The sequence below is a fragment of the Acinetobacter sp. 1294243 genome (assembly GCF_000588015.1).
Taxonomy (GTDB): Bacteria; Pseudomonadota; Gammaproteobacteria; order Pseudomonadales; family Moraxellaceae; genus Acinetobacter; species Acinetobacter pittii.
Map to the genome: position 1 here is coordinate 14,005 of NZ_JFXG01000004.1, position 14,381 is coordinate 28,385.

General features: G+C 41.4%; 10 protein-coding genes. 6 read left to right on the forward strand and 4 right to left on the reverse strand.

Translation table 11 applies throughout. The features are described 5' to 3' along the window. Positions 1-89: 89 nt before the first annotated feature. Complete coding sequence (locus tag J655_RS10815) at positions 90-1,379, forward strand: hypothetical protein (RefSeq protein ID WP_032007455.1); 1,290 nt, start codon at positions 90-92, stop codon at positions 1,377-1,379. Between the two features lie 77 nt (positions 1,380-1,456). Continuing rightward, positions 1,457-2,188: a sulfite exporter TauE/SafE family protein gene (locus J655_RS10820; protein ID WP_032007454.1), complete on the forward strand. Its 732-nt coding sequence runs from the start codon at positions 1,457-1,459 to the stop codon at positions 2,186-2,188. 8 nt (positions 2,189-2,196) lie between these two features. Here J655_RS10820 and J655_RS10825 read toward each other — a convergent pair whose 3' ends face one another. The 4 genes from J655_RS10825 to J655_RS10840 all read right to left on the reverse strand — a co-directional run bounded on the left by J655_RS10825 (position 2,197) and on the right by J655_RS10840 (position 8,239). Next, positions 2,197-3,087, reverse strand: a complete 891-nt coding sequence (locus tag J655_RS10825) for a LysR family transcriptional regulator (protein ID WP_017386205.1) — start codon at positions 3,085-3,087, stop codon at positions 2,197-2,199. An 80-nt stretch (positions 3,088-3,167) separates the two neighbouring features. Continuing rightward, positions 3,168-4,463 carry a solute carrier family 23 protein gene (locus tag J655_RS10830; RefSeq protein ID WP_002119102.1) on the reverse strand — a complete coding sequence of 432 codons (1,296 nt, stop codon included), beginning with the start codon at positions 4,461-4,463 and terminating at the stop codon, positions 3,168-3,170. Positions 4,464-4,760: 297 nt separating this feature from the next. Beyond that, positions 4,761-7,445 carry a phosphoenolpyruvate carboxylase gene (gene ppc, locus J655_RS10835; RefSeq protein WP_032052352.1) on the reverse strand — a complete coding sequence of 895 codons (2,685 nt, stop codon included), beginning with the start codon at positions 7,443-7,445 and terminating at the stop codon, positions 4,761-4,763. Between the two features lie 170 nt (positions 7,446-7,615). Further along, positions 7,616-8,239, reverse strand: a complete 624-nt coding sequence (locus J655_RS10840; protein ID WP_032052353.1) for a TetR/AcrR family transcriptional regulator — start codon at positions 8,237-8,239, stop codon at positions 7,616-7,618. 148 nt (positions 8,240-8,387) lie between these two features. On the opposite strand from J655_RS10840, the gene J655_RS10845 reads away from it, so the two are divergent. From J655_RS10845 to dnaJ, 4 genes are all read left to right on the forward strand, one after another. After that, entirely contained in the window at positions 8,388-9,494 is a 1,107-nt protein-coding gene (locus J655_RS10845) for an efflux RND transporter periplasmic adaptor subunit (RefSeq protein WP_032052354.1), read from the forward strand. Then, complete coding sequence (locus tag J655_RS10850) at positions 9,491-12,616, forward strand: efflux RND transporter permease subunit (protein ID WP_032052355.1); 3,126 nt, start codon at positions 9,491-9,493, stop codon at positions 12,614-12,616. The genes J655_RS10845 and J655_RS10850 overlap by 4 nt, the downstream gene beginning before the upstream one ends. Before the next feature lie 139 nt (positions 12,617-12,755). Then, positions 12,756-13,133, forward strand: coding sequence for a membrane protein (locus J655_RS10855; protein WP_002119294.1), 378 nt, complete (start codon positions 12,756-12,758; stop codon positions 13,131-13,133). A 103-nt stretch (positions 13,134-13,236) separates the two neighbouring features. Further along, complete coding sequence (gene dnaJ, locus J655_RS10860; RefSeq protein ID WP_032052356.1) at positions 13,237-14,349, forward strand: molecular chaperone DnaJ; 1,113 nt, start codon at positions 13,237-13,239, stop codon at positions 14,347-14,349. Positions 14,350-14,381: the final 32 nt, after the last annotated feature.

Genomic DNA, 14,381 nt, shown 5'->3' on the forward strand with positions numbered 1-14,381 from the left:
TATTTCAATCTCGACTACTGTTTTACCTTGCACTATGATCAAAACAATCTTTGATCTCGCTTAGGATTTATTTTTTAGAGGCACAACTCATGTCACTGCTACGCCGTTGGTTTGACCCTATTCGATCGAGCTGGTTTTACCAAAAGCCTTCTCGTCAAGCGGTGTTACCCACGGAAAATGGTTTAAGTATTTATTTACGACTTGATGATGTGTATAGCTATTTGGCTGTTCAGCAATTGTCTCAGCTAGATGAAATTTTAAGTGATGAACTTAAGCCTTTAAAAATTATTATTTCGCATACAGCTTCTGAACCTCCAAACAGCATGTCGCATGAAGAGTGGCAAAATTATTGTCTGAATGATGCCAAGATATTAGCCAAACAACATCGTTTCGGTTTTGATGAATTTCCAGAAATCCCAAGCCCAGAATCTTTAAAACAAGCGGCAGTCATATTAAAAAGAACCCCATTACAAGGTCAGAATTTCTTCCATTTATTAGAAGATATTTTCCACATGCTTTGGCAACAACAATATGGAAAGTTGCGTACTTTACATGCCATGGCAGTTAAACATCAGCTTCCTCAACATTTTTCAGAACGCATTTTTACGGATGAGCCTGTACCCGCGGCATACTTTGAATTTGGTGGACGTAAATATCACGCAGTAGATGATTTACTACGTTTAACTCGTCGTCTGAAGCAGCAAAAATTACTGACGGGTAATCCAATTTTTTTAATTAATCATATCGAATGGCGTGAACATTTGATTAATGATGCTGAGGCACTCACCGAGATTCAAACACTTCATCCTGAGCTTGATATTTATATTGCTTTAGAAGACCCAATGAGTTGGCTGTTACTTGCCTATATTAAGGAAGAGCTGGCTGATTATTATGATATTCAACTAAAAGTTTACCCTTTAAGTTATCAAGGTCGAGACTGGTTTGACTGGAGTTTGGCGACACGTGTTTCTAAACGAACAGGTGTGGCCTTTACGCCATTTTGTCGCCCTACTGAGGAAAGCACATTAGAGATGGCAAAGCTTTTCTATAGTGTGCAAGAGAATCAGCAAATCGATACAATTTTTACGATATTGCAGGCAGTTTGGACAAAAGGAAAAGATTTATCTTTCTTAAAACATTTTCAACAGTTACAGCAACAGCTTGGGATTGAGCAGCTAACCGACCAAGATGTGCAATCTGTTTTGGCGCAGAATGATGCACTTTGCAAAGACAAGCATCAGCCTGATTTGCCAGTTTTAGAGCTGCGTATTGATGGTCAGAGCTACGTATTTAATAGCTTGTATCGTGTATGGATGATCGAAAGTATTTTTAGCAATGTATTAGAAGAGAAATATAAAACAGCCTCAACTTTTAATTGAGGCCTACTTCTAAAAACAAGAATAGGGCCATACCTGTTTTTTCCGTAGCATATCCTTTAAGGAATCGGAGATAAACAGTGACTTTTTTAGCAATTATTATAGTGGTCTTTGCCTTCGCTGGCATGATTAAAGGCATGATCGGTTTAGGATTGCCCGCGGTATCGATGGGCTTACTCACCATCGCAATGAGCCCTTTTCAGGCAGCTTCTCTTCTGATAGTTCCTTCAATGGTCACCAATGTCTGGCAACTTTTTGCTGAAGGACATGTATGGGCTTTTATTCGTCGTTTCTGGACTTTGCTTGTGGGCATTGTTGTGGGCTCAATATGGAGCTTTTTACCTACTTTAAGTCAAAGTCATGGGCATAGTAGTAAAATTTTATTAGGCTGTATGTTGGCCTTATATGGACTCTATGGTCTGTGCGTGAAGAAACTTCCACACTTAGGGAAGTATGAACGTTGGCTATCACCGATTATTGGATATATCGGCGGGGCAGTGACTGTAGCAACTGGTGTCATTATTATTCCAATCGTTCCTTATTTGCAGTCTTTACATTTAAAGCGTGATGAGTTGGTTCAGGCTTTAGGACTAACGTTTACTGTTTCTACCATTTGTCTTGCAGTCTTTTTACACCACAACCCTATGTCGGGAATGACATTGGATTATCGTTTATCTTTTGCTGCATTATTGGCGGCGCTCGTTGGAATGTGGTTAGGTAAAAAAATCCGTTATCGGTTAAATGAGCAATTATTTCGCCGTATCTTTTTTATAGGTTTGGTGTCATTAGGGCTTTATATGATTTTGCATTAAGCCAATTTTTAAGGGCGATGTTGCAATAAAAAATCTGAAAATTGTTTATAACTATTAGGTAGCTGATTGAAATTTTGTGTGGCCAAAAGCAGTTTACGATTTGCCCACGCACCTAGTAGTTGAATGGAATGAAAATCATAGTCCGATTGCAAACGCTGGGCAGCACGAGCCGGCATAATCGCAATTCCGACGCCTTTGGCGACTACCTCAGCAATCGCCCCAAAATTAGGTAAGCGCAAACGGTACTGTATGTTAAAGCCCAATAGCTTAGCTTGAGTTTCGATGGACTGTTGTAACGAATGGTGGGGTTTAAGGCCAATAAAACCATAACTTAAAGCCTCTACCAAATTCAGCTGTTGGTGTTGAGCTAAATTGTGAGTAGGAGGACAAATCAGAACTAATGGATCACTAGCAAATTCTTTCGTTTGCAAATGTCTAGTATCAAAAAAACTTGAGACCAGCCCAAGATTTGCAACTCCTTGCGTTAATGCCTCTACAATTTCTGAACTTTCTGCCTCATGTAAATCAATATTCATTTCGGGATGAAGCACCAAATATTGCGGTAATAACGGAGGCAAATATTCGCTTTGAGCAGAAGAGTTACACCAAAGCGTTAATGACTCTGTTGTAGGCGGCCTAAAACGCTGCATTTCTTGTTCAAGCTGCTCTTTTTGTGTCATAAGCTGACGAGCATGCTCTACAAAAGCGTGTCCTGCTGTGGTGAGCTCCACTCCCGTCGTGTGGCGAATAAATAAGGGCGTTTCAAAATATTGTTCGAGTTTTTTAATGCGTTCGCTGGCAGCTTGAAGTGAAATTGCAGAGCGGTCTGCACCTTTGGTTAGGCTACCCGTAGAGACAATATGAAGAACCAGCTGTAAATCAAAAAAATCAAAACGCATGACAGGGAACGTGTTGAAGGCTAAAAAGTCATCATACTAAATCGTAATAAAAAAAGGCAGCTTGCGCTGCCTTTTTGAATTTAGGTTTTATCTTTTAAACTAAACAGCCAGTTTAAAATAATGGCTGCAAAAGTTGCGGTACCAATACCACCTAAATTGAAATTACCAAACAATAATTCAAAGTTACCAGCACCTAAAATAATCGTGACCGAAGCTACAATTAGATTTTTATTGTTAGAAAAATCAACTTTGTTTTCAATCCAGATTTTTGCACCGGCAATGGTAATTAAACCAAACACGACAATAGATGCACCTGTTAAAACTGCGCTTGGGATCGTACTAATTACCGCGCCAAATTTTGGAGATAGACCTAAGAAAATTGCAAAGACACCTGCGATGACGAAAACAATGGTTGAGTACACACGAGTGACTGCCATCACACCAATGTTTTCACCGTAAGTAGTCATCCCTGGAGCGCCGACACTACCAGATAATGTTGTTGCCAAACCATCTGCAACAAATGCTTTACCTAATTGTGGAGTCAGGTTTTCACCAGTCATCGCGCCAACAGCTTTAATATGTCCTAGATTTTCTGCTACTAAGATAAGCGCAACTGGCGCAATAATTAGCATAGCATTCGTGTCAAAAGTAGGATGCGAAAAGCTTGGAATCCCAAACCATGCGGCTTGTGAGATCTGGCTAAAATCGATTGGTTTACCTAAACCTAGCCCATTGGTGGTGATGGCATAAATCACATAAGCCAAGATCAAACCAATCAACAGAAGCAAGCGTTGCAACAGGCCACGAGTAAAGACTGCAATACTACCCATACAAAGTACGGTAATTAAGGCCATCCACATTTCAAATGGTTGGCCTGCAACACCTTTAATCGTAACAGGTGCAAGGTTCAGACCAATAATCATCACAATGGCACCAGTCACCACAGGCGGCATGAGTTTTTCAATCCAGCGTGTACCAGTAAGCATCACGATAAAACCGATGATGGCATAAAAAACACCACATGCTACGATTCCACCTAAAGCCATAGATAGATTTGGATTGGCACCTGAACCTGTAATATGCCCAGTTGCAGCTGCAACCACCCCAATAAAGGCAAAACTTGATCCTAAATAACTTGGAACACGACCACCTGTAATTAAGAAAAACAGAATGGTACAGATTCCAGACATTAAAATAGCAAGGTTAGGATTAAAACCCATGAGTAAGGGTGCTAAAACAGTCGCTCCAAACATGGCAAATGCATGTTGAATACCCAAAACAGCACTTTGAACGGGTGGGAGATATTCATTGGTAGAGACTGGCCGATGGTCAATATCACCTTGGTAAGGCTGCCATTTTGGAAACCAATTGGACATAAAATAAGCTCATTATTCTTTAATTGCTGCCATGATACTCTTTCTTGTGAGTGCATTTAATCTCTAGAGAGAAGTATATGAGTGAAAAGTAATTATTTTTTAACGATTGGTATAATTTTAAAAAAACTAAATGTGCGTATTTAGTTATTTTTTTCTCATAAATATTAATTTTATGATTTTTAAAAAATATTCAAAAAAATAGAATATCGGGGAAAATTTAAGAAAAATAAAGAACTTTGCAAGTAAAAAGCAGCACATCAAGATGCACTGCTTTATAAAACAATTGGTAAAATTAGCTTAGCCTGTATTACGTAAGCCAGCAGCGATACCCGCAATACTCACCATAAGTGCATGGTCGACAGGGGTGTGCTCTGCCTGACGCTGCGCTAGGTAATCGCGACGACGCTTCATGAGTTCAGCCTGTAAAAGATGCAAAGGAAGTAGGTATGGCTTACGAACCTGCATAGATTGATCAAGAACATCATTATTACTCAGAAGCTTTGATTCATCTTTTAATGCAAGCAAGGTTTCAACAGCATCTTTTAGTCGTTGGCGTAATTGGTTGCCGAGCACTTTCAAATCTTCATCTTCAGTCAGATGAGACTCGTAATAGAGTGCAATGTTGGCATCGGCTTTAGACAATACCATTTCCAGCATATCAATCAGCGTCTGGAAATAAGGCCATTGCTGGAGCATTTCATCAAGTGTCGCTTTTTGCTGATCGGCAATCACTTCATTAATTGCTGCGCCAGTACCTAGCCATGCAGGTAACATCAAACGGATTTGTGTCCAAGCAAATACCCATGGAATCGCACGTAAAGACTCGATGCCGCCACTCACTTTTCGTTTTGCAGGACGCGAGCCTAAAGGCAACATTTGTAATTCAAGCTCAGGCGTGACAGTACGTAAATACTTCACAAAATGTGGGTTTTCACGAACTGTTTGACGGTAGACTTTAACAGAATGATCAGTCATGCGGTTCATGAGTTCACGCCATTCGGCCTTAGGTTCTGGTGGTGGTAATAATGTCGCTTCAAGTGTTGCTGCGGTATAGATTTCAAGGTTTTGCATCGCAATACCTTCTAGACCGAATTTGAAGCGAATCATTTCACCTTGTTCTGTGACACGGATTGCCCCAGAAATTGAACCAGGAGGTTGCGAGAACAAAGCCTGTTGGGTTGGTGCCCCACCACGGCTAATTGAACCGCCGCGACCGTGGAATAATGTCAACTGTACGCCGTGTGTTTGAGCAATTGCTGTTAGCTCTTCTTGAGCACGATATTGCGCCCAGTTGGCAGACATGAAACCAGCATCTTTTGCAGAGTCGGAGTAGCCAATCATGACTTCGTGTTTACCCTGAATGTGCTGTTTATACCAATGCATATTGAACAGCGTATTCATGGTAGTTGCAGCGCCATCTAAGTCTTTTAAAGTTTCAAATAGAGGAACTACACGTAAAGGGTGTTGAATACCTGCTTCTTTTTGCAATAACAACACAGCTAAAACATCACTTGGATATTCAGCCATCGAAATAATATATGCCCCTAAAGACTCAGGTGGTTGGTCTGCCAAAGTACGCATGGTTGCAAATACTTCTTGAACATCTGGATGACCAATCAAACTGCCTTCAGGTTCATTAATATATTTCGGTAAAAGCGGGCGTTTACTTTGTAATTCTTGAATGAGGAAGTTTTGGCGCGCTTGTTCAGTCCACGATTCAAAATTACCTAAACCTAAATATTCGGTAATTGCTGAAATCGCTTGGCGATGACGGCCTGATTCTTGGCGAATGTCGAGTTTAAGTAATTCAATACCAAAACAGTTCACACGGTAGATAAAGTCGAGCAGTTGACCATTCGCAATTTCAGGTAGGTTACTGTCGATTAAAGAGCGATAGCACAGCAATAAAGGCTGTAAGAGTTCGTCTTTACTTTTAATGACATTGCTGTCATCTGCTTCTAAGCCTTGTAAACGCTGAGCTAACCAGTGGCGAGTTGCTTTTAAACGCTCTCGTGTAGCACGTAAATATTCACGATAAGGTTCTGCATGTTGGCTGCCAATTGCTTGAATCATTTCTTCAGAACACGTCTGGATTGAAAGTTCCCAACGTAAGTTTTCGATATCTCTTAAATAGAGATCGGCAGCTTGCCAGCGTGATAACCACAGCACTTCTTGGGTAATTTGATGGGTAACATTTGGGTTGCCATCACGGTCTCCGCCCATCCAAGATGCGAAACGTACTGGTGCAATATTAAGTGGTAAATTGAGTTGGCAGTTTTCTTGAACTAATTCATTTAACTCGCGAATGAATTTAGGTACAGCATTCCAAAGTGTTTGCTCAATTGTGGCAAATCCCCATTTTGCTTCATCGACTGGAGTTGGGCGATGCTGTCTGATTTCATCTGTTTGCCAAGCCGAACTAATTTGTTGCTTTAAATTCGCAAGTGCATTTTGGCGTTCGCGTGGGGTAAGTTTTTGCTGATCAAGCTGCGAGAGACATGCGTTAATATCATCATATTTCTGAATCAGGGTACGACGACTCACTTCAGTTGGGTGCGCCGTAAGTACTAACTCAATTTTAAGATCGCAAATTTGCTGGAATAGTTTTTCTGTTGAAATACTTTTATCTTTAAATTTTTGAAATAAGTGAACCAGCGGATTCGGAGAGTTTGCATCCGAATCAAACTCTGCCTGTCTGCGGCTACGGACCACATGATATTGCTCGGCAATATTGGCAAAATTGAGGAAGTGAGAAAAAGCGCGGGTGAGAGGAAGTAACTCTTCATCGGGCAGTTCTAAAAATAATTGTTCTAGTTGCTTTTCGGCTTCAGCTTGACCATCACGTGCACCTTTGGCAAGAGCACGGATTTGCTCGATCTGATTAAACAGTTCTTGTCCTGCATGTTGTTTTAGGGTTTCACCTAACAAATTACCAAGTAAGCGGACATCCTCACGCAGTGGCGCATCGATTTGCTGAACCATGCTATTTTCTCCTGTTCTTATTCTTATCGAATATAGCGCGATTAACAAACATTCCAAGCTTTGAGCGTAAGAAAATGTGAATTTTTGCTTAAAAAATAACATTTAATTCGCTTGTAGTGTCTTAAAAGCTGGCATGCACTCAGCGCAACTTTTGACAATCGGACTTTGGTTTAATTCCGATATTTGAGTAGGAATAAATCAATTGCGTCGCGAATAATTTGCTCTAGCTCCTGTGCATTTGGGGCAGCAGTAATGCCCAGTAAAACCTTGTGATGGCGTACACCAAGCAATAAGGTCAAAAGCAGTTCTGTTTGATAGATTGGATCATCGGCTTGAATGAAACCTAATTGAGCAGCTTTTTTAAAAAACTCAGCTAATTGATTTTCCATTCGTGTATGTGAAGCTTCAAAAAACTGTAGGGCGAGTGGGTTCTGTTCGGCTGCAAGCTCCAACAATACATGATCAAGCTTTAATGCTTCAGGTGAATAAATAATTTGTAAGGCACGTGAACATACAATAAAGAGTGTTTGATAGAAGTCTGCCGATGTATCTAAGTCAAATTGTTTAGTGCACAGTGTCTCTTCACAAGTTTCCGTAATCGCGCAGATAAACAGGTTCACTTTATCTTGAAAGTGGTTATAAACCGTGAGTTTAGTAACGCCTGCTTCCTGTGCAATCTGGTTCATGCTAGTACCGTGATAACCGGATTTTAAAAAAATAGCTTTCGCAGCTTGTAGGATACGAGCACGCTTTTCCAGATCTTTGGGGCGACCACTTTGATTAACTGTTTGCACAAAACCCTCTAATAAAAGTTCAGAAAAATAAATATTTATAAGTTTTTTTTAATTAATGTACTCGTAGGTATATTAATTAAAAAACAAACAAACTATGATGCAAGCATATTGTGCCTTAAAAAATCAGTTTGAATAAGAGCGATAAGATATGAATCTGTTAAAACCTCTCATCATGAGTATGGTGATTGTTTGTACGGTCACATTAATGGGATGCAGTAAAGAAGCACCCAAAACAGAAGAAATACCCTATGTGATGGTGGCGCAGCCATTAACCACACTCAATGAACAAAAAAGCTATGCAGGGGATGTGCAGGCTAGACAACAAACGGCTTTGGCATTTCGGGTTGGTGGACAAGTTACGGCGCGCTATGTGGATGTAGGCGACCGAGTTAAAGTTGGACAAGTATTAGCAAAACTCGATGTGGCAGATGCTCAGTTACAATTAAATGCTGCTAAAGCCCAATTGGATAATGCACAGGCTTCAGCAAAAACAGCAGCAGATGAACTTAAACGTTTTCAACAATTACTCCCGATTAATGCAGTGAGCCGTTCACAATTTGATACGGTAAAAAATCAATACGACGCGGCACAAGCGGCGCTAAAGCAAGCTCGTTCTAACTATGAGGTATCTGCTAACCAGACAGGTTATAACCAACTTGTTTCTAATAAAAACGGGGTGATTACTGCGCGAAACATAGAAATTGGACAAGTGGTTGCAGCAGGGCAAGCGGCTTATCAATTGGCAATTGATGGTGAACGTGAGGTGGTCATCGGCGTACCAGAACAAGCAGTTGCCGAGATTAAAGTTGGTCAAGGCGCTTGGATCACTTTGTGGTCTAAACCGAATGAAAGATTTGCTGGATATGTACGCGAAGTTTCTCCGGCAGCGGATCAGTCTCGTACCTTTACAGTGAAAGTTGCACTCAAAGAAGGGCAGTCTGTTATCCAACTTGGACAAAGTGCACGCGTATTTTTTACCTCAACTCAAACCAATGTGATGAGTGTGCCACTTTCGAGCGTTTCAGCAACAGATAATCAGCCTTATGTCTGGGTTGTTAATGCGAATCAAACTTTACGCAAAGTACCTGTTACGGTTGGTGCATATGGCAGAGACAGTGTACCTGTGCTATCTGGTTTGACACCAAATGATTGGGTGGTGATTGGTGGTGTACATTTGCTACGTGATAAGCAGAAGATTCCCCCGATTGACCGTGAAAACCGTGCGGTGAAAATTCAGGGAGCAATCCAGCCATGAAATTCAATCTCTCGGAATGGGCATTAAATAATAAAGGTATCGTCCTTTATTTTATGCTGTTACTTGGCATTATCGGCGCGATCTCTTATTCAAAACTCTCACAAAGTGAAGATCCACCATTTACCTTTAAAGTCATGGTCGTACAAACCTATTGGCCGGGAGCAACAGCGAAAGAAGTTTCAACGCTGGTGACTGACCGTATCGAAAAGGAACTCATGACAACAGGGCAGTATGACAAGATTATGGCTTACTCCCGCCCAGGTGAGTCTATGGTCACGTTTGTTGCCAAGGACTCGCTGACATCGGCACAGATCCCTGACGTTTGGTATAACGTCCGTAAGAAGGTGAATGATATTCGCCATGAACTGCCAAACGGTGTACAAGGCCCATTTTTTAACGATGAATTTGGGGACACTTTCGGTAATATTTATGTACTGACAGGCAAAGACTTTGACTATGCACTTTTGAAAGAATATGCAGATCGTTTGCAATTACAGCTTCAACGAGTCAAGGATGTCAGTAAGGTCGAATTGATTGGTCTACAAGACCAAAAAATATGGGTTGAGATTTCTAACACTAAAGCGGTGCAGCTCGGAATTCCAGTTACAGCGATTCAAGAAGCCTTACAAAAGCAAAATAGTATGGCAAGTGCTGGCTTTTTTGAAACGGGTACAGACCGTATTCAAATTAGAGTAAGTGGTCATCTACAAAACATTGATGAAATTAAAAAAACACCTTTATTGGTCGGTGATAAAACCATCCAGCTTGGTGACGTTGCTGATGTTTATCGTGGTTTTAGTCAGCCTGCTCAACCACGTATGCGTTTCATGGGTGAAAATGGTATTGGCATTGCCGTTTCGATGCGTAAAGGCGGTGACATTATTGCCCTTGGTAAAAATCTAGAAACAGAATTTGCCCAACTGCAAAAGACCTTGCCACTCGGCATGAAATTGCAAAAAGTTTCTGACCAACCTGTAGCAGTACAACGCAGTATTCATGAGTTTGTAAAGGTACTCGCTGAAGCAGTCATTATTGTCTTGTTAGTGAGTTTTTTCTCTTTAGGCTTCCGTACGGGATTGGTGGTCGCTTTTTCTATTCCTTTAGTTTTAGCAATGACCTTTGCCGGTATGAGTTTATTCGATGTCGGGCTGCATAAGATTTCACTTGGTGCTTTGATCTTGGCGTTAGGCCTGTTAGTTGACGACGCCATTATCGCCGTCGAGATGATGGCCATTAAGATGGAGCAGGGTTATAGCCGAATTAAAGCCGCCGGATTTGCGTGGAAAACCACAGCATTTCCGATGCTCACGGGAACATTGATTACCGCGGCAGGTTTTTTACCGATTGCTACGGCTCAGTCTAGTACAGGTGAATACACACGCTCTATCTTTCAGGTTGTGACCATTGCTTTATTGGTGTCTTGGATCGCGGCAGTTTTATTTGTGCCTTATTTAGGTGAAAAGCTATTACCAGATTTTACCAAGTTAGGACATCAGGCCCCTTGGTATGTCCGTTTTTGGGCAAGATTAACGAAAAAACCGCAACCGCAAACTGTGGCAATTTCACAGGACCATCATTACGATCCTTATCAATCTAGTTTCTATGTACGCTTTAGAAAGATGGTCGAGTTTTGTGTGACCTATCGTAAAACCGTGATTGCAACGACGGTGGGGATTTTTGTGCTCTCTGTGCTGATGTTTAAGATGGTACCTCAGCAGTTTTTCCCGCCTTCAAACCGTGCCGAGATTTTAGTCGATTTAAAGCTTGAAGAAGGTGCTTCTTTAACAGCAACAGAACAAGCTGTGAAAAAGGTTGAAAAATTCTTGTCTAAACAAAAAGGTATTGATAACTATGTGGCCTATGTAGGGACAGGTTCACCACGTTTTTATTTACCTTTAGACCAGCAATTGCCGCAAGCCAGCTTTGCTCAGTTTGTTGTACTCGCATCATCGCTTGATGATCGTGATGACATTCGTCGTTCGTTAGAAACACAAATTAAGCAGTTACTCCCACAAGTCCGTACTCGTGTGTCATTACTCGAAAATGGCCCACCTGTGGGTTATCCATTGCAATATCGTGTGTCAGGTGAAGATTTAAATCTGGTACGTAAAGAAGCGCAGCAAGTCGCTAAAGTAATGAGTGAAAACCCGAATACCACCAATGTGCATTTAGATTGGGGCGAGCCAAGTAAGATCATTTCCATTCAAATTGATCAAGACCGTGCTCGACAAATGGGTGTCTCTAGTCTGGATTTAGCGAATTTCATTAATGCATCAATTACTGGTAGTGCGATTGAGCAATATCGTGAAAAACGTGAACTCATTGAAATTCGCTTACGCGGGGACCAAGCAGAACGCGTTGAAGTGGCTTCACTGGCAAGCTTAGCTGTGCCAACGAACAATGGAACCACTGTACCTTTAGCTCAAATCGCGAAGATTGAGTATAAGTTTGAAGATGGTTTGATCTGGCATCGTAACCGCTTACCGACGATTACTGTTCGCGCAGATATTCGTACCAATTTACAGCCTGCTACCGTTGTGGGTGAGTTAGCTGAATCAATGGATAAGTTACGTGCTGAATTGCCAAGTGGCTATCTCATTGAAGTGGGTGGAACCGTAGAAGAGTCTGCACGTGGGCAAGATTCTGTGAATGCGGGTATGCCACTCTTCTTGGCAGTGGTCATGACATTACTGATGATTCAGCTCAAAAGCTTGTCTCGCTCGACCATCGTGTTGTTAACAGCTCCACTGGGTTTAATTGGTGTTGTTTTATTCTTACTGTTATTTAACAAACCATTTGGCTTTGTGGCCATGTTAGGCACAATTGCGCTCTCTGGCATGATCATGCGTAACTCGCTTATTTTGATTGATCAAATTGAGCAGGACCGACAAGCCGGACATCCAACTTGGGAGGCAATTATTGAAGCGACAGTGCGTCGATTCCGTCCAATTATTTTGACTGCTTTAGCCGCTGTTCTGGCCATGATTCCACTTTCGCGAAGTATTTTCTTTGGTCCGATGGCTGTTGCGATCATGGGTGGATTGATTGTTGCCACCCTACTGACATTATTTTTCCTACCTGCACTCTACGCAGCGTGGTTTAAGGTGAAAAAAACCGCATAAAATACATAAATTTTTTGTGAATAAAGGTGCGAAATATTGAAAACTCCAATATAGTAGCACCTGTCTTTACACAAAAAATACAGGATTATTTCACTGCATAAAAAATAGGCAAAATGCAGTGAATTGAGGTGAAATACAGATGGGGCAAGACCATATCGAACAGCATCGCCGCTATATAGTAATTTCTTATGCGTTCATGTTTCTTGCATTGTTTACGGTTATTTTTGCGGCCTTTGCTTATTTGGTCGCTCGTAAAGTGGCAGTTGTAGATAATGCAGAAGTTTGGATTCATGCGCATGCGCTATGGATTATGCGCAATGCGATTCTATTTCTATTTATGGCAATTTTTGCTGTTGTCTGGTTTATTCCGCTCTTCTTCTTTGCATGGGATAGTAATCTTTGGGTCACAGCCTCTACGGTTGCTGGCGTAGTTTTTAGCGCTATTGCGTGGTTATTTCTATTAAATGCATGGTTAAAAGGCTTGTCTAAATATTTAAAAAATAAGGCAGTTTTTTAATATATCTATTTTTTAAACATTTCCCCCTTGTAAATTCGGCTAAAGTCCCCCATTTAGTCGGCAATAGAGTATTGATAAAATTCCGTGAGGAGCACCGCCAAAAATGGCTAAACGTGATTATTATGAGGTTTTAGGCGTTTCAAAAACCGCAAGTGATGATGAGATCAAAAAAGCCTACCGTAAATTGGCGATGAAATATCATCCTGATAGAAACCCTGACAATGTCGAAGCTGAAGAGAAATTTAAAGAAGCTGCAGAAGCTTATGAAGTTTTATCGGACAGCGAAAAGCGTAGCATGTACGATCGCATGGGACATAATGCGTTCGAAGGTGGCTTTGGCGGGGGCGGTGGTGGCTTCGGCGGATTTAGTGCAGAAGATATTTTTAGCCAGTTCGGTGATATCTTCGGTGGCGCCTTCGGTGGTGGTGGACGTCAACAGCGTCAACGTCGCGGATCAGATTTACGCTATGTAATGGAACTTACCCTTGAAGAAGCTGTAAAAGGGGTTAAAAAAACCATTACCTTTACTGCTCCAGCACCATGTGATGTGTGTGATGGTAAAGGTTCTAAAAATCCAAAAGATGTTGAAACCTGTAAAACTTGTCATGGTTCAGGACAAGTTCGTATGCAGCAAGGTTTCTTCTCTGTACAACAAACATGTGGTACGTGTCGTGGTCAAGGTAAAATTATTAAAAACCCTTGTCAGGCATGTCATGGTTCAGGTGTTGCCGATCGCCAGCAAACGTTGGAAGTTACCATTCCAGCGGGTGTAGATAATGGTGACCGCGTTCGTTTGAGTGGTAAAGGCGAAGCAATTCGTGATGGCCAATCAGGTGACTTGTACGTTGAAGTCGTTGTTCGCGAACACGAAATCTTCCAACGTGATGGCGCAGATCTTTATATGGACGTACCAGTGAGCATTGCTGATGCCGCACTTGGTAAAGAAATTGAAATTCCAACTTTGGAAGGTCGTGTTAGCCTGAAAATTCCTGAGGGAACTCAAACAGGTAAATTATTCCGTTTACGTGGCAAAGGCGTTCGCCCAGTACGTAGTAGCATGGTCGGTGATTTACTCTGCCGTATTGTGGTAGAAACACCAGTCAACTTAAATTCTCGTCAACGTGAATTACTTAAAGAGTTGCAAGCTTCTTTTGATGGTGAAGACAGTGCTTCTTCACCGAAGAAAAAATCATTCTTTGATCGTTTGTTCGATTAATGCTTGATTAGATAAGAATTAAAAAGAAGGCG